Below are 26,599 nucleotides of genomic sequence, written 5' to 3' on the forward strand. Positions count from 1 at the left end.
TTAGAGATGCAGACCGCCGGCCATTACGGCCAGGGCTCGGAGATCGCGGTACCAGCGCTCGACTGGGTGCTCCTTGGTGAAGCCATGGCCGCCGAGCAGTTGCACCGCATCGGTACCGATCTTCATCGCTTTCTCGGTGCAGAGCAGGCGCGCCAGATAGGTTTCGCGCTGGAAATCCAGCCCCTGCTCGGCCCGTGCACAGGCGCGCCAGACCATCAGGCGCATGGCATCCAGTTCGATGGCGATGTCCGCCACCATGAACGCCACGCCCTGCCGGTGACTGATCGGCTCACCGAAGGCCGTACGTTCGTTGCAGTAGGTGGTCACGTAATCCAGCGCCGCCTGCCCGGTGCCCACGGCCAGCGCACACCAGGCCAGCGCACTGTGGTCGACGAAGCAGCGGTAATCGAAATGCTCGGCCGCCAGGCGGTTCTCCGCCGGCACCTTCACGCTTTTCAGACGAATGCGTGCCAGCCCACCGGCCTTCAGCCCCATGGCCGGGTCGGCGCGCCGCTCGATGCCCTTGGCGGAAGCATCGACAATGAACAAGGCGGGCCCCTGCTCGGCTTCGGCAGCAACGATCAGGTGGCTGGCCTCCAGGCCGCGCAGCACCAGGCACTTCTCACCGGACAGAAGATAGCTGCCACCCTTACGCCGGGCCTTGGTGGCCAGTTGCTGCGGATCGAACATCAGCACCGGCTCCCCCACCGCCAAGGCCATCAGCGGCGCCGTTTCCTCGCCGACGAAAGCCGGCAACCAACGCTCCTGCTGCTCCGGACTCCCCCAACGACGAATGCAGTTGGCCGCGGACAGCGGCACCAGCAGCGCCGCGCCGAGGGACAGGTCGCCCTTGCCCAGGCACTCGGCGATCAAGGCGTTGGTCACGGTGGTGCGCTCACCGGCCATGCCGCCATGCACTTCGCCAACGCCGTAGTAGGCCAGCCCCAGTTCCTGAACCTGATTGAGCAATTCGGCGGGAATCGATGCCGTCTCGTCGGCATCATGGGCAGCAGGGCGCAGCACCTCGGTGGCGAAACCGTCGAGCATATCCACCAGCATCCGCTGCTCGTCGGACAGCGACAGATCGAACAGCGCATCCGGGTCGGACTTTCGCGGAACCTTGCCTTGCTTGGCCGTACGCTCGGCGGCCAGACGGAAGCTGGCGCGGCTGCCGCTGTAGATGAGTTTCTCGAAGGGTTTACGCAGTTTGAGGCGGTCCGGCCAGTCGGCCTGGGCCACACGGTTGAGCATGGCCAGGGCGCGGCCTTGTACGTCGGTCATGGGCATCTTCCGTAGGAGGCAGATGCCCAGATGATGCGTCGCTGACCGGGGAGCGCCTATGACCGCTCCGCCACTCGCCTCTGGCAACCGGGCCAGTCGAGCGCCCGGTACAGGCTCTTACTGCTGACGAATCTTCTCGACAATCGCGGTGGTCGAGCTGTTCTCCACCAGGCCGAGCACCTTCACCGTACCGCCGTAGGCTTTGACGATCTCGGCCCCCACCACTTGGTCGATACCGTAGTCGCCGCCCTTGACCAGCACGTCCGGCTTGACCTCGGCGAGCAGGCGCTCGGGAGTGTCCTCGCTGAAGCTCACCACCCAGTCCACCGCCCCGAGGCCGGCCAGCACAGCCATGCGCCGGTCGACGGAGTTGATCGGTCGGCCAGGCCCCTTCAGGCGGCTGACCGAACCGTCGTCGTTGACCGCGACGATCAGCCGGTCGCCCTGGGCGCGGGCCTGTTCCAGGTAGGTCACATGACCGGCATGGAGGATGTCGAAGCAGCCGTTGGTGAAGACGATCTTCTCGCCGTGGGCGCGAGCATCTTCGATGGTGGTAAGCAGTTGTTCGAGGCTCAGCACGCCACGCTCGGAGCCCTGCTCGCGCTGCACTGCGCGGCGCAGTTCCGGGGCGCTGATGGCCGCGGTCCCCAGCTTGCCGACGACGATGCCGGCCGCCAGATTGGCCAGGGCCACGGCCTGGGGCAGCTCTTCACCGGCAGCGATGGCGGCGGCCAGGGTGGAAATCACCGTGTCGCCGGCACCGGTGACGTCGAACACTTCGCGGGCACGGGCCGGCAGGTGCAGCGCCGGATGGCCGGGACGCAGCAGGGTCATGCCGTGCTCGCCACGGGTGACCAGCAGCGCGCCGAGTTCCAACTCGCGCATCAGCGCCGCGCCCTTGGCCACCAGCTCGGCCTCGTCGGCACAACGGCCGACGATGGTCTCGAACTCGCTGAGGTTGGGGGTGATCAGACTGGCGCCGCGATAAATGGAAAAATCCTTGCCCTTGGGATCGGCCAGCACCGGAATGCCACGACGACGCGCCGCCTCGATCAGCGCCTGATGGTTCTTCAGCGCGCCTTTGCCGTAGTCGGACAGCACCAGCACCTTGACCCCGGCGAGCAGCCCGTCCACTTCGGAGGCCAGGGCGGCAGCGTCGGTGTCGAAGGCTTCCTCGAAGTCCAGGCGCAGCAGTTGCTGGTGGCGGCTCATGACGCGCAGCTTGACGATGGTCGGCTGGTCGTCGATGCGCTGGAAGCGCGCCTTGACCCCGGCGGCGGCCAGGCTGTTGCTCAGGCTCTCGGCCGCCTCGTCCTCACCGGTGACCCCGACCAACACGGCCGGCGCCCCCAGTGCGGCGATGTTCAACGCGACGTTGGCCGCACCGCCCGGACGGTCCTCGATCTGCTCGACCTTGACTACCGGCACCGGCGCCTCCGGGGAAATCCGCGAGGTACCGCCATGCCAGTAACGGTCGAGCATGACATCGCCCACCACCAGGACGGGGGCTTGGTCGAAACGGGGCATGGACAGCTTCATGAGTACTCCGGGCGGCGAAAACGCCGCGGATCATAGCACAGGCGGTTTCGGGGCCGGCGCGGGCGGCGTCAGCCCTCCCGCGCCACCTCGGTGGTGGTGTCCATGTCCTCGAATTGCTTGGCGTGCAGACGGGCATAGTAGCCGTTGAGCGCCAACAGTTCGGCATGGGTGCCGCGCTCGACGATCTGCCCCTGATCCATCACCAGGATCAGATCGGCCTTCTCGATAGTGCTGAGGCGATGGGCGATGACCAGGGTCGTACGTCCCTTCATGACGCGATCCAGTGCCCCCTGGATGTGCCGCTCAGACTCGGTGTCGAGTGCCGACGTGGCCTCGTCGAGAATCAGCACCGGCGCGTTCTTCAGTAGCGCGCGGGCAATCGCCAGGCGCTGCCGCTGGCCACCGGAGAGCAGCACGCCGTTCTCGCCGACCAGCGTTTCGTAGCCGTCCGGCATGCGCTCGATGAATTCGGCGGCGTAAGCGGCCTCGGCAGCTTCGCGGACGTCCTCCATCGGCGCGCCAGCCAGGTCGCCATAGGCGATGTTGTTGGTGACGCTATCGTTGAACAACGTGACCTGCTGAGTGACCAGCGCGACGTGCCGACGCAGGTTGCGCAGTCGGTAGTCCTCGACATCCACGCCATCGAGCAGAATCTGCCCGGATTCGTGGTGATAGAAGCGCGGAATCAGGCTCGCCAGGGTCGACTTGCCGCTGCCGGAGCGGCCGACCAGGGCCACCATCTGCCCCGGCTCGGCCGTGAAGCTGATGTTGTTCAGCACCTGCTTGTCGGTGTTCGGGTACTGGAAACTCAGGTCGCGCACCTCGAGACGCCCGCTGACCCGCTCGCGCTCCATGCTGCCAAGGTCCACTTCCGGCTCCTGATCGAGCTGTTCGAAGATACTTTCGGCGCCGGCCAAGCCCTTCTGGATGGTCGCGCTGACCTCGGAGAGCTGGCGGATCGGCTTGGGCAGAAGACCGGCCGCGGTGATATAGGCGATCAGCTCGCCGGGCGAGGCGTCGCCGCGAAGATAGAGCACCAGATACATCAGCAACGCCATGCCGATGTAGATGACCAGTTGCAGCAACGGTGTATAGATCGACTGGGTACGGGTCATGCCCAGACTCTTGTTCATGTTGTCGGCGCTAGCCTTGTGGAAGCGCTTCTGCTCGTACTCCTCGCCGCCGAAGCTGCGCACCACCCGGTAGCCCTGGATGGTTTCCGACGCCACGTGGGTGACGTCGCCCATGGCCACCTGGATCTTCTTGCTCTGCTTGCGGAACTTCTTGCTGGCGCTGGTCACCAGCAGGGCGATGATCGGCAGGATCGCCAGCAGGACGAGGGTCAGCCGCCAGTTGCTGTACAGGAGGTAGCCGAACAGGAACACCACGGTCAGGCCTTCGCGGATCACCACCTTGATCGCATCGGTGGCGGCGCCGGTCACCATGGTCACGTTGTAGGTGATCCGGGAGATCAGGTGACCCGAGTTGTGGTTGTCGAAATAGCGGTTGGGCAGGGTCAGCAGGTTGTCGAACAGTGCGCAGCGCAGATCATGCACCACGCCACGCGCGACCTTGGCCAGGAAATAGTTGCCCAGGTACGAACCTATGCCTTGGTAGAGTGCAATGAGTACAATCAGCATCGGCACGCCGTATACCAGCGGCACGCCGAGCAACATGGCGTTGTCGGGTGACTGCAGGCCGTCCAGGAAGTATTTCAGCATGTCCGCCAGCATCGGCTGGCTGGACGCGAACAGCAGGAAACCCAGGATACTGATCGCAAAGGCTCCCCAATAAGGGAGAACGTATTTCAGCAAACGCAGATAGAGTTTGAGACTGGATTGCTGGGCAGAGTCGGCCATTCGGCAAGCCTCGTACGACTGGCTAGAGAGACAAGATGCGGATTGTAACAGCGAACGAATTGCAAGGATGGCTCGATCAGGGAGAGGTACTGGAAAAGGACAGTCGAGGCCCCAAGGTCATCAAGCTCGCCGATGGTGATCTGCTGAAGATTTTCCGCAGCCGCCGCACCCTCATGGGCCGCTTGCGCCCGGATGCGCAACGCTTCGAAAAACATGCCCAGCACCTGCGCAAACTCGGTATCCGTACCCCGGAAATCAATGCCTGTTACTGGATCGACCCCAGCCAGCGGATCAGCGCCTGTCTTTACCGGCCTCTGGAAGGTACTCCACTGGACAAGCTGTTCCACCGGTCGCGCGAAGAGTTCGACAGGCTGCTGCCCGAACTGGCGTCCTATATCCGCAAGCTGCACCGGAGCGGCATCTACTTCCGCTCCCTGCACCTGGGCAACATTCTGCGTACGCCCGAAAACGATTTCGGCCTGATCGATTTCCTCGATATCCGTTTCAAGGGCCGCCCGCTCGGTCGGCTGCTGATCCGCCGGAACTTCCAGCATTTGCAAAGCTACCTGCAACGCCGCAAGGTGCCGGATTTTCCCTGGGAACGACTTATGCGCTGCTATGAGGAGAGTTCAGCATCGCATCCAACTGATCGAGGCTGATCTTCGGTACCACGCTGGACGGCAGACGGCTGTCCAGCGACAGGTTGAAGACCTGGAAATCGGGATTGATCACCCGCTCGGCCAACAGTTGGAAGCTGGGCAGGATGTAATCCTCATAGTCTCCATCCAGGCGACTGGGTACGGCCTGTTCATCCTTCTCGTAAGACCGCCCTTTCTTTGAATCCAGGTCCACGCCCACCAGGAAGACCCGGCTGAAACCCAGGTGGTAAGCGAGCTGGATACCCGCGTAGGGAATGGTGCGGCTATTGAAATAGCCCTTATCCAGATTGCGGCTGAAACCGATGCGGTTGGGCTTCTGCCGGAACCAGGAAAACCGGCATTCGAAGTCGGGATCGTGGCGGGCACGCCGGGCGAACTCGCGGTCGGACAATTCGCGGCCAGCCCTGTTCATGCGGCCAGCCCGCTCCAGACGATGGATCGACCGGGTCCCCGGGCTATCGCTCGAAAGCCTCGCCAGTTCCGCAACGACGCGTTCGGAGAAAGCGACTTCATGGCTCCGACGCATTCCCTCCAGCAGGAGCGGCAACCGATTGCGCACGAAACTGCTGTCATCGCACAGATAGAACAGCGGGGTCAGCCCGGCTTCGGCGAACAGGTGAATCGACCCATTCATCGCGAACATCGGGAAGTCCGCATAGCGCGTCAGGGGAAAATCCCGGGCGGATGGCCCCGAAGCAATGATGAACACCGCCCCGGTGCGGCTATTCCGACATTCGGCAAAGGATTTCCAACGTACATTGTCGAACGAACGGTGGGCCCGTTCTCGTGCCGCGTCTGCATGACTTGGCATTCCAACCTCCTTGTCAGTCAGTTGTTACATAAAACCTGTATTACTCCAGCCTCGCTGGCCGGGTCTCGCAGAATCCTCTGCAGGCCCACCCGCAAGAACCAGGCTCAAACCCAGCGGCAGCCAGGTCAACAGCCAGTCAGCGCTAGGCTTCAGCCAAGGGCCGAAGCCATCGGTCAGAAAAGCCACCCCGGAGAAGACCCAGAGCGCAATCAGTGCCCGCCCCATTTCATCCCGGTAATGCCGCAGCGCCCGCCAGCCTATCGCCGCCCACAGCGCCAACCACAGCAGCAGCCCGACCACTCCCAGGCGCATGGCGACATTGAGGAACAAATTGTGCGGATGCTTGAAGGTGCGTCGTAATTCCTCAACAGGAATATGGAATTCATTGAAGCCCATCCCGAACAGCCAGTGCTCCTCCATCAGACGAACGCCACCCGACCATAACGTGGGGCGATAGGACAGGCTGCGCTCCAGCAGTACGTCTGGCCAGACGAGCCAGACACCGGCCATGCCGAGCGCCATCACGACCACCCCCGCCAGGATCAGACGACTCCGACTCAGCGCAGCCGTTACCAGCAAGCTGGCCGCCAGCGCCACCCAGACGCCACGGGTCTGGCCGAACCCCAGAAACAGCAGATAGCCGATGGCCGCAACCAGCATCGCCGCCATCGCCGACCCGCTCGATCGCACAGGCGCCAGGCACAACCCCAGCAGCGCCAATGCGCCGGCCGCGTGGGCAGCCATGATCGGTGTATCCCAGACACCGAGAGCGATTACCCGGTCCGACCAGGCGTGCTCCTGGACGCCATAGAACACTGCCCAGGACAACGCTGCGCCCCAGCCGCCCGCCACGCTGCTCCAGAACAGCAGCGACGTCAGATGCCCCCGCCCCGCTTGTGCGATGAATGTGATCGCGAGCAGGGTCAAGCCCACGTAGAACGGTAGTTTGGCCTTTCCGAGGTCCCCACCAGCCACAGCGATGACCAGCAGCGTCCAGGCCGAGAACAGCAGAAAGATCACCATGTCCGGGCTCTTCAAGCCCGTCGGCAGCTCTCGGCGGCACACCACAAACAGCACGGCCGGCAACCACAGCAAAACGCTGATCATCTGGTGATAGAGCTTGTTGCTGGAAAGAATCCAGGGCGCGCAAAGCAGCAGGACCAGCCCTGCCGACGCCCAGGTCGCCAAGCGCCGCTGACAGATCAAAGGCATCTACTCATGACAACGCAAGCATGCGCTGCGCAACCTTGCGCAGGTGCGTCTGGTCCGCATTGCGCCAACTGCCGGGAATGCAGTACTCCTCCGCCATGTACTGGAAGAAGTGCTGGCGCACCCGTTCGTCCAGCGACCAGTTCGGGAAGTCTTTCGCCAGTTGCAGTACCTCTTCCAAGGAGTCGGCGTGCGCCACCAGGCCTTCGATGTTGAAAAAGGCCTGCCCCAGCGTCATGACCGGCTTGCCGAGCAGCAGACTCTCCAGGCCGACCGTGGAGTTGAGCGTCACCACATACTGACTGGCCTCGATCAGCGCCTGGGTGCTGTTGCCGTTGGCGAACAGCACGCCCTTGCCCGCCCGCTCATGCAGGTCGGGATAGCTTTCGCGACTCGACGGATGCTCCTTGAACACCACGGGAATGCCGGAAGCCTGCGCCAATCGCTCACCGACTGCGAACAGCTCGCGCATGCTCTTGATCCAGGGAGAGAACAGGCGGACCTGGGTGTCGCGATCGTCCTGGAAGGGGATGAAGATAAAGCGTTCGGGCAGCTCGATTTCCGGCAGCCCCGTCTGTCTCGGCTTGCGCGGCACCAGTTGCACGGCCTGCACGTCACCCGGCTGACCGCTGGGCGAGCGGTAGTTCAGGAAGAACTCGGCATCCCGCGGAACCGAGTTGAAATAATTCACCCCGCGCGGATCGAGGGTAGTGGTATCAGGCAGCAGGCCGTTCTCGAAGAAGAAGGTCCGGGTACCGGCCGGCAGCACGGCGCGCAGTACCTGGCAGTAGCGGTGCGAACCGTTCCACATCACCACCGCATCTGGCTTTTCCCGGTCCAGCAGGGCCACCGCGCGCAAGGCCATCACGCCCAGTTCCAGACGCACCAGCAGGCGATAGAGGCGGCCGGCGTACTTCCGCTTGACCAGGCGCTCCTGGCACTTTTCCGCGATCACCGCCGGCCAGTCGATTCGGCCGGCCACTCGCGACCATTGCCAGGGTCTCGGCAAGGGCCATTGCAGCGGCCCCACTACTTTGCCACGCAGATCGGTCTCATTGAGCAGACGGCGGAAGTAGATCGTCTGGTGCTTGGCCAAGGAAAAGAAAAGAAAAGTCGTCATCGTTCGTCCCAAGCGGATCGCTGTTCCCTATCGGCAGTTTCCCGGCAGCTCACGGACGTCTGCCGCCGACGCATCCAGCGCGCCCGTCCGAAGGAGCGTTTCCAGGATCCGCACACTGTTCTCGAGCCCTTTGGAGCCATGCGCCAGATGGAATTCGACGAACTCGCGGGCGTGCCGCACGTAGTCGTCATAATGCTGTTCGATATCCTGCAGACGCGCTTCCAGTTCGTCGGCGGTGGTCACGGTTTCGCCGAAAAAACGCGGCTGGGAAAAGATGTCCCGGTCATCGCTGAGGTTGACCGGCACCACCGGGCGCCCTGCCAACGCCGCCTCGATCACCGCATTGGACATCAGATTTGCGACCACCGAGGCTTGCGCCAGGGCGTCGGACAGCGAACAGTCCGATGGCAAAACCTGCAAGTTCGGCAAACTCTCGCTCAGTTGCTGCCAGAACGGTACCTGGCTGCGCGGATGGCGCTTCACCAGAATCCGGTACTCGGGATGGCGCCGGGCCCATTCGCCGAGCAGCGCATAGGTGCGCTGATAACCGGCTTCCTTTTCCTTGTCCGGACCGACGCCGAGCACCAGCAAGGCACGCCACTGAGGGGTTGCCGGCGGCAGGTCGTAGGCATCGTCGATCATGTGCGAGCCGGCCAGGACGACCTTGCAGCTACCGAAACGCAGGGCGCGCCCGGCCAGGGCATCGAAGGAGCTCTGGCCGAAAATCAGATAATAGTCGTAGTCGTTCATGCCCAGCTTGCGCGAGCCTTCCACGGTGGTCGCATGGGCCAAGTGCACCAGCCGGCTCCCCCGCGCATTCAGCGCCAGCCGCAGGAACGGCGAATGCAGGCTGCCGTTGCGGTCGTTCAGCAGGATACGCGGCTGATAGCGCTCCACCAACCACTGGGCATGCGCGGCATAACCGAGGTAACGGAGCGGCACCTTCTCCGGTGGCCGGGCCAGCAAGGCTTGGCGCAGGACTTCGCGCGGCGCTTCGATCGCTACTTCCTCAAGCCGATGGCCACGCTGGCGCAGCGTCTCGATCAGCAGTTTCTTGCGTCGAAGAGCGATGACCTTGGGCGAGGCTTGCAACAGTAGAAAATCGCAGGGAGTAGCGGAGGGGGATGCAGCCGGCATACGCAACCGGGCCCGCATGCCGAAAATCAGGTCGACCAGCGCGTCGCGCCCGTAACGCAGTGCTGCACCGAGCAGCGTGTGGCGTTCGCGCAGGAGCCTCCAGCGATAGCGGTCCAATGCCCTTGCCTTGTCCTTCCAGGTTCCTTCCGTCGACGTCATCCCTGCGCTTCCGTCCGCTGCGGTCCCGTGCGTGCTACCCATCACTTCGCGTCGTTGAACGACGAAGGGAGGGCCAGTTTCCAGAATTGGCGACGCACCGCCTCATCGGAGAAATGCTCTTGCAGGCGCGCATCCATCGCTGCGACGCAGGCCCGACGCTGCCTGGCATCCAGGGCACTGAGGTGGCCCAGGCCCTCCGCCAGCGCCATGTCGTCGCCCAGCGGGAAGAGGATGCCCAGCCCTTCCACCACTTCCCGGGCGCCGCCACAGGCCGTGGCGATCAGTGGTACGCCGGCCGCCATGGCTTCCAGCAGGACCATACCGAAGGGTTCGTGGTCGGAACTCAGGGCAAAAATATCGAACGCCTTGAAATAGCGCCGTGCCTCCGGCACCTGGCCGAGGAACAGCACCTGCTGGGCGATGCCCAGTTCGCGCGCCAGGTCCTTCAGCTCGTCTTCCAGGCGGCCGCTGCCGAGAATCGCCAGCCTGGCGTTCTCCGGCAACTTAGGCAATGCCGCGGCGAAACCGCGAAGCAGCGTAGCCTGGTCCTTGTCCGGATGCAGGCGGCCGACATTACCGACGATCCAGGCATCTTCCGGCAGGCGCAATTGCTGGCGCGCCGCCAAACGGTCGACCTGCTGCGCACGCAGTGCCGCGACATCGATGCGGTTGTACAGCGTTTCGATACGCTCGGCCGGCCAGTCGGGCAGGCATTGGCGAATGTCGTCGCGCACGGCATTGGACACGCCGAGCAGTGTCAGGCGCTTGCGAAACAGTTTGGCGAACAGGCGGCGGGGCAAGCGCTTGTACACACCGAAGGCATGGTGCACGCCAATGATCGGCAGGCGGGTAGCCAGCGCAGCGATGTACAGCGGCTTGAAGCGGTGCGCGATGCAGAAGCGGAAGTCCCGCGAGCGGGCGATCTCGCGCAGGTCGCGGATAGCGCCGAGCTTGAGGCCGCGCACTTCCTTCGAGCTGTAGTCGAGAAACAGCACCTCGTCGGATGCGCAGCCGGCAGCCACGTCCGGGTCGGGCGCCCCGGTGAGGAACACCGTGGTCACCCGGTAGCCGCTACCTTCGAACAGGCTGGCATATTGCCGGGCACAGTCGAGGAACGGCCCGTCATAGCCATGACAGAACTGCAGAACGCGGGGTTCAGCTGACCGAGTCATACCAGTCCATCCCCTCTTTGACGACCAAGATGTCTTCCATGATCAGGTAGCGAAGGTCGGAACCGTAGAACATGTTCAGGGCGTCGGTGGGGGAGCAGATCATCGGCTCGCCACGGCGGTTCAGCGAGGTGTTCAGCGACACGCCGTTGCCCGTGAGGTTCTCCAGCTCCTTCATCATGTCGTAGTAACGCGGGTTGTATTCGCGCTTGAGCACCTGGGCACGTGAGGTGCCGTCCTCATGCACGACTTCCGGCACGCGGGTCTTCCACTCTTCATGCACTTCGAAGGTGAAGGTCATGAACGGCGACGGGTGATCGACCTTGAGCATCTGCGGGCCGACGGTGTCCAGCATCGACGGGCAGAAGGGTCTCCAGCGCTCGCGGAACTTGATCTGCTCGTTAATCCGGTCGGCCACCCCGGGCACGCTCGGGCAACCGATGATGGAGCGGCCGCCGAGGGCGCGCGGGCCGAACTCCATGCGTCCCTGGAACCAGGCTACCGGGTTGCCATCGACCATGATCCGCGCGATGCGCTGCGGCATGTTGTCGATCTTCTTCCACACCGGTTTGTTCGGATGGCGGGCGCAGGCGGCAATGACGTCCTCGTTGCTGTAGGACGGGCCGAGGTAGACGTGCTCCATTTTCTCCACCGGCACACCGCGCTGATGCGAGACATACGCCGCCGCGCCGACCGAAGTGCCGGCGTCGCCGGAGGCGGGCTGGACGAACAGTTCCTTCACTTCCGGGCGGGCGATGATCTTCTGGTTCAACTTGACGTTGAGCGCACAGCCGCCGGCGAAGGCGATGCGGCCGGTTTCCCGGATGATGTCGCCCAGGTAGTAGTCCATCATCTCCAGCGCCAGCTTTTCGAACAGCGCCTGCATGCTGGCGGCGTAGTGGATGTAGGGGTCATCGGCGATGTCGCCTTCGCGCTTGGGCCCCAGCCACTCGATCAGCTTGGGCGAGAAATAGTAGCCCTTGCCCTTTTCCTTGTAGCGGCGGAAGCCGATGACGTTGGCGTAATCGGTGTTGATGATCAGCTCGCCGTTCTCGAATGTCGCCAGGCGGGAAAAATCGTACTTGGCCGCGTCGCCGTAGGGCGCCATGCCCATCACCTTGAATTCGCCGTCGAGCATCTCAAAGCCGAGGTACTCGGTGATCGCGCCGTACAGGCCGCCGAGGGAGTCCGGGTCGTAGAATTCCTTGATCTTGTGAATCCTGCCGTTCTCGCCCCAGCCGAAGAAGGTGGTGGCGTACTCGCCCTTGCCGTCGATGCCCATGATCGCGGTCTTTTCGGTGAAGCCGGAGCAATGATAGGCGCTGGAAGCGTGGGCCAGGTGGTGCTCGACCGGCTGGATCTTGATCTTCTTCAGATCGAAACCAAGCTGCTGCAGGCACCACTGGATGCGTTTCTTGTAGCGGTAATAGCGGCGGTTGCCCATGAGGATCGCGTCGAGGGCGCGGTCCGGGGCATACCAGTAGCGCTTGGCGTAATGCCAGCGCGCTTTCTCGAAGATGCTGATGGGTGCGAAGGGAATCGCCACCACGTCGACATCGGACGGCTTGATACCGGCCTGCTCAAGGCAGAACTTGGCCGATTCGTAGGGCATGCGGTTCTTCGCGTGCTTGTCGCGCACGAAGCGCTCTTCTTCGGCGGCGGCGATCAGCTTGCCGTCGATGTACAGGGCGGCGGAAGGATCATGGCTCAGCGCGCCGGAAAGGCCGAGAATCGTCAATGCCACAGGTAAAGCCTCTTAGTCTTCGGTGCGGGCGTCGGGCGCCTGCGGTAAACGTTGGTCCAGCAACCGGTACAGCGCCGAGTCGGCCGGCCAGTTGCGCAGAAAACGGGCGCGGTCCCTGGCATAGGCACGGGCGAAACGTGCCGGACTGCGATGCTGCCGCACGGCGTCGAGATCGATCAGCAGCCAGCGACCGTTGTCCCAGAACAGGTTGTGCCCCTTCAAATCGCCGTGGCTGATGCGTTCGCGCAGCAAGGCGGTGAACAGGCGATCCAGCGCCAACAGCTCTTCTTCCGGCGGCGAACCGGCCAGGTACGGCTGAAAACGCGCGATTATATCTTGCCCGGCGGCATATTCGGTAATCAGCCAGGCGCGGCCGCGCAACCAGCACCAGCGATTCTCGATCACCGCCAAGGGTTTCGGCGTGGAAATGCCGAGAAAATCCAGGCGGTTGCCCTCAACCCAACTGTGCCAGGCACGGCTCGGACGCCAGAAGCGCTTCAGCCAATGGCCGAATCCCTTGATGTTGTAGCGCTTGATGACCAGCTTCCGGCCATCCCGTTCCGCACCGGCCACCGTGGCGGTGCCGCCGTTCTTGTAGAGAGACCCCTGGGCGATCGCCGCATCGGGGTCATCCAGCAGGGGGGCCAGCGTCGCCGCGGCGTCGCGCCGGATCACACGCAGGCCGAACGCACCGATCCTGGCACTGAACAGGCTGCAATCGCGGGCGATCTTGCCCAGATAATCGCGCAGGCGCCAACGCCGCACCTTGGCCACTTCCTTGAGCAACGCCTCCAGCGGCAGGGCATGTTCGCCATTGGCGAGCAGGTAGTAGACCAGCAGCTCCTCGGTGAAGGGCTCCAGGCCGGCCGGCAACTGGGCGAAGAACACACCCAGGTTTTCCAGCACTCGTGCCCGCGACAACGGCTGGCCGGGGGTTTCCGCCTGCACCGCGCCACCATCGATCAGATACAGCTGGCCGTCGTGACGCAGCAGGTTGTCCAGATGCAAATCAGCCTGCCAGAGCCCCTTGGCATGCAGACCGGCGATGGCCGCCAGGGCTTCGCCGAGTACCACTGTCTGGGCCTCGGACAACGGCGGCTCACCCTCTACCGCGCGCCAGGCATCCCACAGGCTTTCGGCGCCTTCGAGGTAATCGAACAACAGCCAGCCGCCCTCGCCTTCGGTCAGGCCGTCGACCAGCAGCAGCGGCGTGGTCAGTTGCTGCTCGGCCAGCAGGCGCGCGCCGTTCAGCTCGCGCTGAAAGTGGCGCGCTGCCCGGTCACCGACCAGCAGCTTGGCCAGCACCGTTCTCCCGCGCCACTCCCCGACACCGACATAGCGCTGGCCCGGCAGGACCCGCAGCAATCGCTCCATGCTCAAGGTCGCCGTCCCGGCGGCATCGGCAAGTTCGACGGCGAACGGTAGTGCCGGTGCCCGCCCGGCGCGGGACAGTTCGTGCAGTTTCATCGACGCGCCTCCTTCTGCCGCTGTCGCTTCGACAAACGCTGGCTCCAGCCCTCAACGGCCTGCCGATCCGGCAGATAGGCCGTCAGGAACTCCCGCACATCCGCTTCGCTCCAGGCATTCGAACGGCGCACCAGCGGCTCCAGATCCTTGACCCGGTCACGCTGGCCGAACAGGACCGGCCGGGTCTTTTCCAGGTCGATCAGGCAGGCATCGAAAGCGCCGTCATGCTCGCGCAGGAAAATATGCTTGGGGTAGAAACAGCCGTGCATCTGCCCGGCTTCGTGCAAGCGCTTGGCCAGACCTCCGCAGGCATGCAGGATCGCCACGCGCCGTTCCGCGTCAAGGGTAGGCCAGGTGGAGAGCCAGCTATCCAGATCACGCCAGTCGTCGAGCGCACGGGTCAGAAGGATCGCCCGCTGCTCGCCGGGCATCCGGCGCATGCCGAAGAATGCGGCCTGCAAGGCGGGGATGCCCAGCTCCCGGTACCGCCGGATATTGCGGAACTCGCGGGCGAAGGTCGGCTCGCCGAAGGGATGCGCCAGGCTTCGGGTGAGATGGTTGCTCTGCCGCTTGAGGTAGTATGCGGCACCGTCGAGTTCCAGGCGGAACACGCTGCTCCAGCCGCCGCGCTCGGTATTCGGCGTATCCACCGCCTCCAGCCGCAACTGCCAGAGGGCATCGAAATCGTCCAGACCATTGGCTCGCAGCCGCGCGCGATCTTCCTCGGCGATGAAATCCTCGTTCTTCATTCCCGCCCCTCGAAAAAAGCCAGGATGCGCGCGATGCGGCGCTTGTCGCAGATGCCCAGGCGCTCGCGGCCACGGTATTGCAAGTAGAAACGCAGGCGCTGGGTCCGCGATAGCTGGTACTTGGCGACTTTATCCAGGCAGGCGAGGTCCTTGATGACCCGGTGGCGCAGCAGCGGCCCCCGCCAGAAGGCTCCGGTCGGGCAGTCAATGAGAAACAGCTCTCCCTCTCCGTTGACCAGCAGGTTGCGCCACTTCAGATCGTTGTGGGCGAAATGGTGGTCATGCAACGTCCGGGTGGCCCGCGCCAGTTGCCGACTGATGCCATCGACCCAGCGGGGGTCGTCCAGACGCGGATCGCGCCGCTTGGCGAGCAGTGCGAGGTCTTCGGTACCGCTTAGCTCGCGGGTGATCAGCGCCCCTCGCACGAAAGCACCCAGCTTCCGCTCCAAGCCCCAGGCAACGATCGGGGCGGTAGGCACGCCCCATTTGCGGAAATACTGCAGGTTCTGCCACTCGGCTTTCACCCGCGGACGGCCGAGATAGCGGCGCAACCCCTTGCCGGCGCCCCAGTAACGCTTGACGTAATAGCGCACACCATCACGCTCGATGCGGATCACTTCCGAGAGGGGGTCCTTGGTCAGCCGCTCCCCCGTTAGGGCGAACACCGCGTCGAGACTGCCGAAATCCTTGGCCAGCCCGGCATAGGCCGGGTCGAGTTTCCAACCCGCCATCAAAGCGCATCCCCGTAGCGTTGCTTGCGTGCATACAGCTTGGCGGCCTTGCGCTCCAGCCGTGCCAGCAAGGGAGATTCTTCGGCGAGAATCTGCCGCAGCGGGCGCTGGAAGTAGCCGGCCAGGAAACGCAGCTTGTCGCGGCGGGTCAGGCCGATCTCCAGCGCCGAGTAGTACAGCGCGGCCAGGTCCTTGTCGCGCCAGCGACGCGGCGTGGCGATACGGGTCTGGGCGCGGTGCAGGTCGATCACGGAAATCCGGAAGTCATCGGCACGCACCGGTTTGTCGGTGTGCAGCAGGAAATGGCAGATATAGCAGTCGCGATGGTTCACTCCGGCGCGGTGCATGGTGCCGACCATCCGCGCCATCTCGGCGATCAGCGCCCACTTCAGACGCGGCTCCGGCGGACGGCTCGGCCAGTCGCGGCAGTAATCTTCCAGGCTGATGGTCGGCGCCAGCTCTTCGGTGACGATGAACGAATGCTGCGCGGCGGGGTTGCTACCGCGCTCGCCATAAGCCACCGCCGTCATGGTCGGCACACCGATCTGCTCCAGCCGCCGGATCGCCGCCCACTCCTGGCCGGCCCCGAGCACGGGCAGCTTGGCGCTGAGCAGGTTCTTGGCGATCTCGCCCCAGCCGATACCACGGTGAATCTTGACGAAATAGCCGCGCCCGGCGACTTCGGTGCGCAGGGTCCGGCGGCCTTCCAGCTCGCGATAAACCTGCCCCTCGAGGCGTTCCACTTCGACGAAGGGGTCGCACCCGGCCCAGAGGCTCTTGAACGGCTCGTCCAGCATCAACTTCATGGGCGTTCCGCCAGAATCACGTCGGCCGCTCGCTGCGGCATGCTGTAGAGGTCGGCCTCGTCGGCATAGGCTAGGCCGTTGCGGTGCCAGAATGCCCGCTGGCGCTCGTCGGCCAGCATGTCGGCGAGCATGCGGTTGAGGCGCTCCTGCTCGAACGGGCTTGGCACCACCCGGCCGCAATCGGCCTCGGCAATGTAGTGCGCATAACCGCAGACATCGGTGACCAGCACCGGCAGGCCGGCGACCAGCGCCTCCAGCAGCACGGTGCCGGTGTTCTCGTTGTAGGCCGGATGAATCAGCAGATCGGCGCCGAGTAGGAAGCGTGGGATATCGCTGCGTCCCTTGAGGATGCGCACCAGCTCGGAAATCCCCAGCGCCTTGACCTGCAGCTGGAAGGGCTTGGGATCGTCCTGGCCGATGACGATCAGGCGGGTACGCTTCTTCAACTCGCGCGGCAGGGAAGCGACTGCTTTCAGCGTGCGATCCAGGCCCTTGGTCTTGAAGCCGGAACCGATCTGCACCAGCAGGAGCTGGTCGTCGCCCAGTTCGAACTCACGGCGGAACTCGGCACGGATTTCCGCCGCATTCGGCGGCGCCCGGCGATCCTGGGCAATGCCCGGCGGCAGCAGGTGAAAGCGCTGCCGGGGCGTGTGGTAGTGCTTGACGAACAGCGGCTGCTGCACCTCGGAGATCATCAGGATTTCGGTCCCGGCCTCCGGCGCGAACACGGCCCGCTCGTAGTCGGCGAAATGCTTGTAGCGCCCCCACTTGCGATACAGCGGATTGCGCAGGGTCTGCGCCTTTTCCTCAAAACAGGGGTCGGCGGCGTAGTAGACGTCCAGCCCCGGCATCTTGTTGAAGCCGATCACCCGATCCACCGGCCGCTCCGCCAGGTCGGCCTGCACCCAGGCGGTAAATTTCTCGTTGCGCCGGTGGTTGAACAGCGCCTTTACCGGCGCCACCAGCACCTCGAAACCGTCCGGAATGTCGCCTTCCCAGATCATGGTGTAGACGCGGATGGCGTGGCCGCGCCGCTGGCACTCCAGCGCGATGCGCATGAAATCGCGCTGCAGGCCACCGAACGGAAAGTACTTATAAAGGATGAAAGCTAATTGCATGAGATCGCCCCGCTGCGCAGGTCCGTCGATTGGCGTCGCGCACGCCGCTGCCCATTCAAGGACATTTCAGCGAGCAACCTAGCAGCACTTGATAGCCCCTGCACCCTCACGGCGCCTCGCTCAGCAGCAAGGCTTCCAGCTCGGTGGCGACACGTTCCGCCGGCAGGTCATCGAAGCAGGGCTTGTGGCGATCGCCGCTACCGGCGTTCGGGCCACTGGCGCACAGATGAACCTGGGAACGGCCGTAGGCGCCCACCCGCTCGGGTCGGGTCGGGCCGTAGAGCGACAGCGTCGGTACGTCCAGCGCCGCTGCCAGATGACCGAGACCGGTATCCACCGCCACGCAGGCCCGCGCCCCAGCGATGACCTTGGCCACCCCGGCGAGGTTGAGGCGGGGCAACACGGCGGCCTTGTCCAGCCCGGCGACGATGCGCTCGGCGCGCGCCTTCTCGGTGTCGTTGCCCCAGGGCAGGCGGATCGCCCAGCCGAGTTCGCTCATGCGCTCGGCCAACTGACGCCAGTTGGCCTCCGGCCAGTGTTTGCTCGGCCAGGTGGTGCCATGCAGGAACAGCAAATATGGCTGCGCCGACGGATCGGCCAGTTGCGTCCGGTCCAGGCCGTAATCGCCGATACCGTCCGGCAGCGGGTAGTCCAGCGCCTGGGCGAACAACTGACGCACCCGCTCCAGGGCATGCTGTTCGCGCGGCACGGGATAAGCTCGGTCATAGAAGCGGCAGGCCAGCGGCTCGCGGGCGGACTCGCGGTCGAGCCCGGCCACCGGGGCCTTGACGTAACGGGTCAGCCAGGCGCTTTTCAGCAGGCCCTGGGCATCGATCACCAGATCGTATTTCGCCTCGCGCAGGCGCTGCTTGAAGCGCCGCCACTCGCCGTTGCGCAGGGTTTGCCAGAGATTCTTGCGCCAGCGGCGGATCGCCACCGGAATCACCCGCGCCACGGCCGGGTGCCAAGCGGGAATCTCGGCGAAGCCCTCCTCCACCACCCAGTCGAACTGGATGCCGGGGATCACTCGTGCAGCATCGGTCAGCGCCGGCAAGGTATGAATGACATCGCCCAGGGAGGACGTCTTGATCAGCAATACCCGCACTTACTCGACCTCGATGGGTTCGGCAGGGTCGCCCACCAGGCGGTCCAGCGCATCGATCACCGCCCGCGGCTTCAGCTCGCGCAGGCAGTTGTAGTGACCGAAGCGGCAGGTGCGATCGAAACAGGGGCTGCAATCCAGGCCCAGGCGGACGACTTCCACCTGCTCGGCCAGCGGCGGCGTGAACTGCGGCGACGTGGAGCCGTAGACAGCTACCAGCGGGCGGTTCAGCGCGGCGGCCACGTGCATCAGGCCGGAATCGTTGGACACCACTGCCGAAGCGCAAGACATCAGGTCGATGGCCTCGGCGAGGGTGGTATCGCCGGCGAGGTTGCATGCCTCTTCGCGCAGACCGGGAATCAGCCGGGCACGGATTTCCTCGCCCACCGCCCGGTCGTTCTTCGAGCCGAACAGCCAGACCTGCCAGCCGGCACGGATCTTCACCTCGGCGACTTTGGCGTAGTGCTCCACTGGCCAGCGCTTCGCCTCGCCGAACTCGGCGCCCGGGCAGAGGGCCAGCACCGGACGGTCCAGGGACTGACCGAACGTGGCCAGCGCCGCGTCGCGGCTGGCCGGATCGATGCGCAGCGCCGGTCGCGGATACGGCTTGGGCAGCTCGGCGCCCGGCTCGTAGGCCAACGCCATGAAGCGCTCGATCATCAGCGGGTAGCGCGCCTTGTCCAGCTTGCGGATGTCGTTGAGCAGGCCGAAACGCATCTCGCCCCGCCAGCCGGTGCGCTTGGGAATGCCGGCGAAGAACGGCACCAGCGCAGACTTAAGCGAATTGGGCAGGAGGATCGCCTGATCGTAGCGGCCGCGCAGCGACTGGCCGAGCGAGCGACGGGTCGCCACGTCGAGCACGCCATGGCCGAGCGGGAAGCTCAGCGCCTCACGCACTTCGGGCATGCGTTCGAGGATCGGCCGGCTCCACTCGGGGGCGAGCACGTCGATCTCACAGTCGGGATGGCGCTGTTTCAGGCAGATGAACAGCGTCTGCGCCATCACCATGTCGCCGACCCAACTGGGACCGATGATTAGTATCTTCATAAAAGGCAGCTTCAAGCGGCAAGCCTCAAGCTACAAGCTGCAAAAGCACCGGAGTACTTGCAGCTTGCGGCCGTGGCTTGCGGCTTACTTGACCAGGGTGCGCCACTCGGCGTGGGCGGAGGTCTGGCCGGTCACCAGGTCGAAGTAGGCCTTCTGCAGCTTCTCGGTCACCGGACCACGGCGGCCGGCACCGATCTGGCGGCCGTCGACTTCACGGATCGGGGTCACTTCGGCGGCGGTACCGGTGAAGAACGCCTCGTCGGCGATGTACACCTCGTCGCGCGTGATGCGCTTCTCGACCAGCTTGATGCCCAGCTCGTCGGCCAGACGCAGCACCGTGTTACGGGTGATGCCGTTCAGGCAAGCGGTGACTTCCGGGGTGTAGACCACACCGTCCTTGACGATGAACACGTTCTCGCCGGAGCCCTCGGCCACATAGCCTTCCGGGTCGAGCAGCAGCGCTTCGTCGGCGCCGGCGGACAGGGCTTCCTGCAGGGCCAGCATGGAGTTGATGTAGTGACCGTTGGCCTTGGCGCGGGTCATGGAGATGTTCACGTGGTGACGGGTGAAGGAGCTGGTGCGCACCTTGATGCCGACCTGCAGGGCTTCGTCGCCCATGTAGGCACCCCAGTTCCAGGCGGCGACGATCACATGGACCTTCAGGCCGGTGGCGCGCAGCCCCATGCCTTCCGATCCGTAGAACACCATCGGGCGCAGGTAGGCGCTTTCCAGGTTGTTCTCGCGGACGGCGGCGCGCTGCGCCTCGTTGATCTGGTCCTTGGTGAAGGGAATCTTCATGCCCATGATGTGGGCGGAATCGAACAGCCGGTCGGTGTGCGCCTGCAGACGGAAGATCGCCGTGCCCTGCGGGGTGTTGTAGGCACGCACGCCCTCGAACACGCCCATGCCATAGTGCAGGGTATGGGTCAGCACATGGGTGGTAGCGTCGCGCCACGGCACCAGTTCGCCGTCATACCAGATCACGCCATCACGATCGGCCATCGACATAGTTGCCAGCTCCTCAAAAAATTCGATTCATGCAGCCTGAATTCTAACCGAGTCCCAGTTCCCGCCAGATGCGCAGCACTTCGCGACGCTCGGCCTGGAACTGGTCCCCGCTCACCACGCCCGGCTGTTTCTGCAGCGCCTGTCGGTGGGCCGCCGAACGGTAGGCCTTGTAGGCCTCCTGCAGGAGCTGCACATCCGCGCCGGGCAACAGGCCGGCTTCGCCGAGGCCGTCGAGGATGCGGATGTTGTCGGTGTAGCGCAGCAGCTCCGGATGCCGGTGCGACCAGGCCAGGGCCGCGTATTGCACCATAAATTCAATATCGACGATACCACCGGCGTCCTGCTTCAGATCGAACGGAGCGGAGGCTTCGAAAGCGTCCGCCGAGGTGCCGCCAGCCGTTTCCCGAGTTCCCAGGTTGTCGCGCATCTTGGCGCGCATCTCGCTGACTTCGGTGCGCAGCGCCTCCAGCTCGCGCGGACGGCCGAGCACAACGGCGCGAACCTGCTCGAACGCAGCCCCGACCCGCCGGCAGCCAACCAGCACCCGGGCGCGCACCAGGGCCTGGTGCTCCCAGGTCCAGGCCTCGTTCTCCTGGTAGCGCTGGAAGGCGCCCAGCGAACTGACCAGCAACCCCGCTGCGCCACTTGGCCGCAGGCGCATGTCGACTTCATAAAGCTGCCCGGACGGAGTCTGCGTCGTCAGCAGGTGGATGATCCGCTGGCCGAGACGGGTGAAGAACTGGGCGCCGTCGATGGGTTTGGGCCCATCGGTCTCGGCCTGCGGATCGCCGTCGTGGATGAACACGAGGTCTAGGTCGGAGCCGTGCCCCAGTTCGATTCCGCCGACCTTGCCGTAGCCGACGATGATGAAATCCGGATCGCACAGGCTGCCGTCCGGTCGGCGCGGCGTGCCGTACTTGGCCACGCTCTGCCGCCAGGCCAGCGCCAGCACCTGCTCGAGAATCGCCTCGGCCAGCCAGGTCAGGTAGTCGCTAACCTTCATCAGCGGCAGGGTCCCGGCGATTTCCGACGCCGCCACCCGCAGCCCGTGGGCCAGCTTGAAGTGCCGCAGCGCCTCCATCTGCTGCTCAAGGTCGTCCTCGGGAATGCGCATCAGCCGCTCGCTCAGCTCGGCGACCAGCTCCGGTGCCTGCGGTGGACTGTAGAGCCGTCCCTCGTTGAGCAATTCATCAAGCAATAAAGGAAAGCGTGTGATTTGCTCGGCGATCCACGGGCTTGCCGCGCACAGCATGAGCAGGCGCTCCAGCGCGCCGGGATTCTCGCTGAGCAGCACCAGATAAGCCGAACGCCGCGCCACCGCCTCGACCAGCGGCAGCACCCGTTCCAGCACCAGATCGGGCTCACCGTGTTCCACCGCCATGGTCAGCAGACGCGGAATGAAGGCATCCAAGCGTTCGCGACCCAGACGCTGCATGGCCCGCACCTGCGGACCGTTGCGCAACCCGGCGAGGCGCTTCCAGGCCGCCGGCGCGTCGGCGAAACCCGCCTCGCTCAACTGGCGGCAGGCGGATTCTTCATCCAGGGCTTCTTCCCACAACGGCAGCCATTCGCTGCCCGGCGAACTTTCACTCGGCGCGCCGTCCTCTTCATCGGGGTCGGCGATCACTTGGCGGAAGTGCCAATCGACCCGGCCCCGCCAGAACGCCAAACGCTCGAAAAAACTCATCCAGTCCGGGAAACCGAGGATGCAGGCGACCCGCGCGCGGTCGAGGTCGCTGTCCGGCAGCATCTGCGTCTGCCGGTCGGCGATGGCCTGCAAGGCGTGCTCGGTATAGCGGAGGAATTCGTAGCCGTCGCGCAGTTCGGCGACCACCGCCGGCGGTAGGTAACCCTGTCCCTCCAGGGTCGCCAGCACCTTGAGCAGGGGGCGTTGCTGCAGGCTGAGGTCACGCCCGCCATGGATCAGTTGGAACGCCTGGGCAATGAACTCCACCTCGCGAATGCCACCGGAGCCCAGCTTGATGTTCTCCGCCATGCCCTTGCGCCGCACTTCCTGCTGGATCAGCTGCTTCATGTTGCGCAGCGCCTCGATGGCGGAGAAATCCAGGTAGCGCCGATAGACGAACGGACGCAGCAGCTCCAGCAACTGCTTGCCGGCCACCTGGTCGCCGCCCACCACCCGCGCCTTGATCATGGCGTAGCGTTCCCAGTCGCGACCCTGGTCCTGGTAGTACTGCTCCAGGGCGCTGAAGCTGAGCACCAGGGCACCGGACGAACCGTAAGGACGCAGACGCATATCGACGCGGAAGACGAAGCCATCCAGGGTAATGGCGTCCAGCGCCTTTATCAGCCGCTGTCCGAGCCGGGTGAAGAACTCCTGATTGTCCAACGCGCGCTTGGCACCGACCGTCTCGCCCCCTTCGGGATAAGCGAAGATCAGATCAATGTCCGACGACAGATTCAGCTCCACCGCCCCCAGCTTGCCCATGCCGAGGATGACCATGTGCTGCGGCGTGCCGGAGCGGGCGCCGGTCGGCACTCCCGACTGCGCACTGAGTTGCTCGTAAAGCCAGCGATAAGCCAGGTCGATACCGGCATCGGCGAGATCGCTGAGGTCGCGGCAGGTCTCCTTGAGATCGGCCCGACGGGTGATGTCGCGCCAGATGATGCGCACCTGCTGGCGGGTCCGATAGCGACGCAGGCGGCGCGCCAGCTCATTTTCATCGACGCAGCCATCGAGGGTCTCGACCAGTTGCTGGCGCAGCTCGCCGGGGTTCAGCGAACGCTCCAGCTCCCCCGCCTCGGCCAATGCCAGCAGCATTTCCGGATCGCGCAGGGCCTGTTCGGCAACGAATTCGCTGTTCGCGCAGACGCGGCGAAAATCCTGTCGCCGCGCCTCCGGCCAGGCGGAAAAATACCCGGCGACTTCAGCGCCGAGCGCCTCGACGGCAGCCTGGAAGGAACGCTCGGCACGGTCGGCGAGGGGCAGCAGGGAGGCCGGCAGATCGACCGGCGAAGGCAGGCTCATGGTCTATCCTTTCGGGGCGCAAAACGGTGGGCCAGCCACATTTTTTCGCGGCTTCTGCCGCCCCGATTGTAGTTTTACTACTGATGAATGTGTCCGGACTGCTGAAACGGCCGTCAATTTGTAGTAAAACTACACGCGGCCGGTCCTACCCCCGGTTAATCCAAGAATTAGCCGCTGCACCCAAAAGGTGCCAGCGAACACTGGCTACCGATTCTGGAAGCCTTTCCGCCCTGGAGCAAGCCATGCAAGACCTCGATCCAATCGAAACCCAGGAATGGCTGGACGCCCTGGAGTCCGTTCTCGACCGCGAAGGTGAATCCCGCGCCCATTATCTGATGACCCGGATGGGTGAACTGGCCACGCGCAGCGGCACCCAGCTGCCCTACGCGATCACCACGCCTTACCGCAACACCATCCCGGTAACCCACGAAGCGCGCATGCCGGGCGACCTGTTCATGGAGCGCCGCATCCGCTCGCTGGTGCGCTGGAACGCACTGGCCATGGTGATGCGCGCCAACCTGCAGGACCCGGACCTGGGTGGACACATCTCCACCTTCGCCTCCAGCGCGACCCTGTATGACATCGGCTTCAACTACTTCTTCCAGGCCCCGACCGACGAACACGGCGGCGACCTGATCTACTTCCAGGGCCACGCTTCCCCCGGCGTCTATGCCCGCGCCTTCCTCGAAGGCCGCATCAGCGAAGACCAACTGAACAACTTCCGCCAGGAAGTGGACGGCAAGGGCCTCTCGTCCTACCCGCACCCCTGGCTGATGCCGGACTTCTGGCAGTTCCCCACCGTTTCCATGGGCCTCGGCCCGATCCAGGCGATCTACCAGGCACGCTTCATGAAGTACCTGGAAGACCGCGGCTTCATCCCCGCCGGCAAGCAGAAGGTCTGGTGTTTCCTCGGCGACGGCGAGACCGACGAGCCGGAATCCCTGGGCGCCATCGCCCTGGCCGGCCGCGAGAAGCTGGACAACCTGATCTTCGTGATCAACTGCAACCTGCAGCGCCTGGACGGCCCCGTGCGCGGCAACGGCAAGATCATCCAGGAACTCGAAGGCGTGTTCCGCGGCGCCAACTGGAACGTCAACAAAGTCATCTGGGGCCGTTTCTGGGACCCGCTGTTCGCCAAGGACGAAGCCGGCCTGCTGCAGGCCCGCATGGACGAAGTGGTCGACGGTGAATACCAGAACTACAAGGCGAAGGATGGCGCCTTCGTGCGTCAGCACTTCTTCGGCGCGCGTCCGGAGCTGCTGGAGATGGTCAAGGACCTCTCCGACGAGGAAATCTTCAAGCTCAACCGTGGCGGCCATGACCCCTACAAGGTCTATGCGGCCTACCACCAAGCGGTCAACCACAAGGGTCAGCCGACCGTCATCCTGGCCAAGACCATCAAGGGCTATGGCACCGGCGCCGGCGAAGCGAAGAACACCGCGCACAACACCAAGAAGGTCGACGTCGACAGCCTGAAGAAATTCCGCGATCGCTTCGACATCCCGATCAAGGACGAAGACCTGGAAAAACTGCCGTTCTTCAAGCCGGAAGAAGGCAGCCCCGAAGCCAAGTACCTGCGCGAGCGCCGCGCCGCCCTCGGCGGTTTCGTGCCGCAGCGCCGGACCAAGAGCGTCAGCATCCCGACCCCGCCGCTGGATACCCTCAAGGCCATCCTCGACGGTTCCGGCGACCGCGAAATCTCCACCACCATGGCCTTCGTGCGCGTTCTCTCGCAACTGGTCAAGGACAAGGAACTGGGCAGCCGCATCGTCCCGATCATCCCGGACGAAGCACGTACCTTCGGCATGGAAGGCATGTTCCGCCAGCTCGGCATCTACTCCTCGGTCGGCCAGCTCTATGAGCCGGTGGACAAGGACCAGGTGATGTTCTACCGCGAGGACAAGAAGGGCCAGATCCTCGAGGAAGGCATCAACGAAGCCGGCGCCATGTCCAGCTGGATCGCCGCGGCGACCGCCTATAGCAACCACAACCAGCCGATGCTGCCGTTCTACATCTTCTATTCGATGTTCGGCTTCCAGCGTATCGGCGACCTGGCCTGGGCCGCCGGCGACAGCCAGGCACGCGGCTTCCTGGTCGGCGGCACCGCCGGCCGCACCACGCTGAATGGCGAAGGCCTGCAGCATGAGGACGGCCACAGCCACCTGATGGCGGCGACCATCCCGAACTGCCGCAGCTACGACCCGACCTACGGCTACGAGCTGGCGGTGATCATCCGCGAAGGCATCCGTCAGATGACGGAAGAGCAGCAGAACGTCTTCTACTACATCACCGTGATGAACGAGGCCTACACCCAGCCGGCCCTGCCGCAGGGCGCCGAGGAAGGCATCATCAAGGGCATGTACCTGCTCGAGGAAGACAAGCGCGAAGCCGCCCACCACGTGCAACTGCTGGGCTCCGGCACCATCCTGCGCGAAGTGCGCGAAGCGGCGAAGATCCTCCGCGAGCAGTTCAACGTCGGCGCCGACGTGTGGAGCGTCACCAGCTTCAACGAACTGCGCCGCGATGGCCTGGCCATCGAGCGCTGGAACCGCCTGCACCCCGGCCAGAAGCCGCGCAAGACCTATGTCGAGCAGTGCCTGAACGGTCGCAAGGGTCCGGTCGTGGCTTCCACCGACTACATGAAGCTGTTCGCCGACCAGATCCGCCAGTGGGTTCCGAGCAAGGAATACAAGGTGCTCGGCACCGACGGCTTCGGCCGCAGCGACACCCGCAAGAAGCTGCGTCACTTCTTCGAGGTGGATCGTCACTGGGTCGTGCTGGCTGCCCTCGAGGCCCTGGCCGACCGTGGCGACATCGAACCGAAAGTGGTGGCCGAGGCCATCGCCAAGTTCGGCATCGACCCCGAAAAACGCAATCCCCTGGACTGCTGAGGAG

The 26,599-nt window shown here is 64.5% G+C and carries 20 protein-coding genes; 2 read left to right on the forward strand and 18 right to left on the reverse strand.

Translation table 11 applies throughout. From position 1 onward, the window contains the following. From PIN01S_RS00335 to msbA, 3 genes are all read right to left on the reverse strand, one after another. Entirely contained in the window at positions 1-1,287 is a 1,287-nt protein-coding gene (locus PIN01S_RS00335) for an acyl-CoA dehydrogenase family protein (RefSeq protein WP_090257057.1), read from the reverse strand. A gap of 111 nt (positions 1,288-1,398) precedes the next feature. Beyond that, the gene (gene hldE / locus PIN01S_RS00340; RefSeq protein ID WP_084332845.1) at positions 1,399-2,820 is read right to left on the reverse strand and encodes a bifunctional D-glycero-beta-D-manno-heptose-7-phosphate kinase/D-glycero-beta-D-manno-heptose 1-phosphate adenylyltransferase HldE; all 1,422 of its coding nucleotides are present in this window, start codon (positions 2,818-2,820) and stop codon (positions 1,399-1,401) included. Between the two features lie 68 nt (positions 2,821-2,888). Further along, complete coding sequence (msbA, locus tag PIN01S_RS00345) at positions 2,889-4,679, reverse strand: lipid A export permease/ATP-binding protein MsbA (protein ID WP_084332846.1); 1,791 nt, start codon at positions 4,677-4,679, stop codon at positions 2,889-2,891. 35 nt (positions 4,680-4,714) lie between these two features. On the opposite strand from msbA, the gene PIN01S_RS00350 reads away from it, so the two are divergent. After that, the gene (locus PIN01S_RS00350) at positions 4,715-5,338 is read left to right on the forward strand and encodes a lipopolysaccharide kinase InaA family protein (RefSeq protein WP_084332847.1); all 624 of its coding nucleotides are present in this window, start codon (positions 4,715-4,717) and stop codon (positions 5,336-5,338) included. Here PIN01S_RS00350 and PIN01S_RS00355 read toward each other — a convergent pair. The 15 genes from PIN01S_RS00355 to glnE form a co-directional block, all read right to left on the reverse strand. Continuing rightward, positions 5,286-6,149: a WaaZ-like lipopolysaccharide core biosynthesis protein gene (locus tag PIN01S_RS00355; protein WP_501193786.1), complete on the reverse strand. Its 864-nt coding sequence runs from the start codon at positions 6,147-6,149 to the stop codon at positions 5,286-5,288. The two genes, PIN01S_RS00350 and PIN01S_RS00355, sit on opposite strands and share 53 nt — an antisense overlap. A gap of 24 nt (positions 6,150-6,173) precedes the next feature. Then, positions 6,174-7,361 (reverse strand): O-antigen ligase family protein, encoded by a 1,188-nt coding sequence (locus PIN01S_RS00360; RefSeq protein ID WP_084332849.1) that lies wholly within the window; start codon positions 7,359-7,361, stop codon positions 6,174-6,176. Between the two features lie 4 nt (positions 7,362-7,365). After that, a complete protein-coding gene (locus PIN01S_RS00365; RefSeq protein ID WP_084332850.1) occupies positions 7,366-8,478 on the reverse strand; it encodes a capsular polysaccharide export protein, LipB/KpsS family in 1,113 nt (370 codons plus the stop codon). Positions 8,479-8,505: 27 nt separating this feature from the next. Next, positions 8,506-9,774, reverse strand: coding sequence for a CDP-glycerol glycerophosphotransferase family protein (locus PIN01S_RS00370; RefSeq protein WP_084332851.1), 1,269 nt, complete (start codon positions 9,772-9,774; stop codon positions 8,506-8,508). A gap of 41 nt (positions 9,775-9,815) precedes the next feature. After that, positions 9,816-10,946, reverse strand: coding sequence for a glycosyltransferase (locus PIN01S_RS00375; protein ID WP_084332852.1), 1,131 nt, complete (start codon positions 10,944-10,946; stop codon positions 9,816-9,818). After that, positions 10,930-12,687: a carbamoyltransferase family protein gene (locus PIN01S_RS00380; RefSeq protein WP_084332853.1), complete on the reverse strand. Its 1,758-nt coding sequence runs from the start codon at positions 12,685-12,687 to the stop codon at positions 10,930-10,932. Before PIN01S_RS00380 ends, PIN01S_RS00375 begins: the two co-directional genes overlap by 17 nt. A gap of 12 nt (positions 12,688-12,699) precedes the next feature. Beyond that, on the reverse strand, positions 12,700-14,154 hold the full coding sequence (locus PIN01S_RS00385; RefSeq protein ID WP_084332854.1) for a lipopolysaccharide kinase InaA family protein: 1,455 nt from the start codon (positions 14,152-14,154) through the stop codon (positions 12,700-12,702). Continuing rightward, positions 14,151-14,903: a lipopolysaccharide kinase InaA family protein gene (locus PIN01S_RS00390; RefSeq protein ID WP_084332855.1), complete on the reverse strand. Its 753-nt coding sequence runs from the start codon at positions 14,901-14,903 to the stop codon at positions 14,151-14,153. The genes PIN01S_RS00385 and PIN01S_RS00390 overlap by 4 nt, the downstream gene beginning before the upstream one ends. Continuing rightward, positions 14,900-15,634 (reverse strand): lipopolysaccharide kinase InaA family protein, encoded by a 735-nt coding sequence (locus PIN01S_RS00395; RefSeq protein ID WP_084332856.1) that lies wholly within the window; start codon positions 15,632-15,634, stop codon positions 14,900-14,902. Before PIN01S_RS00395 ends, PIN01S_RS00390 begins: the two co-directional genes overlap by 4 nt. Beyond that, entirely contained in the window at positions 15,634-16,440 is an 807-nt protein-coding gene (gene rfaP, locus PIN01S_RS00400; protein ID WP_084332857.1) for a lipopolysaccharide core heptose(I) kinase RfaP, read from the reverse strand. Before rfaP ends, PIN01S_RS00395 begins: the two co-directional genes overlap by 1 nt. Continuing rightward, the gene (locus PIN01S_RS00405) at positions 16,437-17,558 is read right to left on the reverse strand and encodes a glycosyltransferase family 4 protein (RefSeq protein WP_084332858.1); all 1,122 of its coding nucleotides are present in this window, start codon (positions 17,556-17,558) and stop codon (positions 16,437-16,439) included. The genes rfaP and PIN01S_RS00405 overlap by 4 nt, the downstream gene beginning before the upstream one ends. Before the next feature lie 106 nt (positions 17,559-17,664). Beyond that, positions 17,665-18,663: a lipopolysaccharide heptosyltransferase I gene (waaC, locus tag PIN01S_RS00410; protein ID WP_084332859.1), complete on the reverse strand. Its 999-nt coding sequence runs from the start codon at positions 18,661-18,663 to the stop codon at positions 17,665-17,667. Then, the gene (gene waaF / locus PIN01S_RS00415; protein WP_084332860.1) at positions 18,664-19,707 is read right to left on the reverse strand and encodes a lipopolysaccharide heptosyltransferase II; all 1,044 of its coding nucleotides are present in this window, start codon (positions 19,705-19,707) and stop codon (positions 18,664-18,666) included. An 84-nt stretch (positions 19,708-19,791) separates the two neighbouring features. Continuing rightward, positions 19,792-20,715 carry a branched-chain amino acid transaminase gene (locus PIN01S_RS00420; RefSeq protein ID WP_084332861.1) on the reverse strand — a complete coding sequence of 308 codons (924 nt, stop codon included), beginning with the start codon at positions 20,713-20,715 and terminating at the stop codon, positions 19,792-19,794. Positions 20,716-20,758: 43 nt separating this feature from the next. Then, positions 20,759-23,704: a bifunctional [glutamate--ammonia ligase]-adenylyl-L-tyrosine phosphorylase/[glutamate--ammonia-ligase] adenylyltransferase gene (glnE, locus tag PIN01S_RS00425; protein ID WP_084332862.1), complete on the reverse strand. Its 2,946-nt coding sequence runs from the start codon at positions 23,702-23,704 to the stop codon at positions 20,759-20,761. Positions 23,705-23,946: 242 nt separating this feature from the next. Between glnE and aceE the strand changes: the two genes are divergently transcribed. Further along, positions 23,947-26,595: a pyruvate dehydrogenase (acetyl-transferring), homodimeric type gene (gene aceE, locus PIN01S_RS00430; protein WP_084332863.1), complete on the forward strand. Its 2,649-nt coding sequence runs from the start codon at positions 23,947-23,949 to the stop codon at positions 26,593-26,595. Positions 26,596-26,599 lie beyond the last annotated feature (4 nt).

Source organism: Pseudomonas indica NBRC 103045, assembly GCF_002091635.1.
GTDB classification, from domain to species: Bacteria; Pseudomonadota; Gammaproteobacteria; order Pseudomonadales; family Pseudomonadaceae; genus Pseudomonas_M; species Pseudomonas_M indica.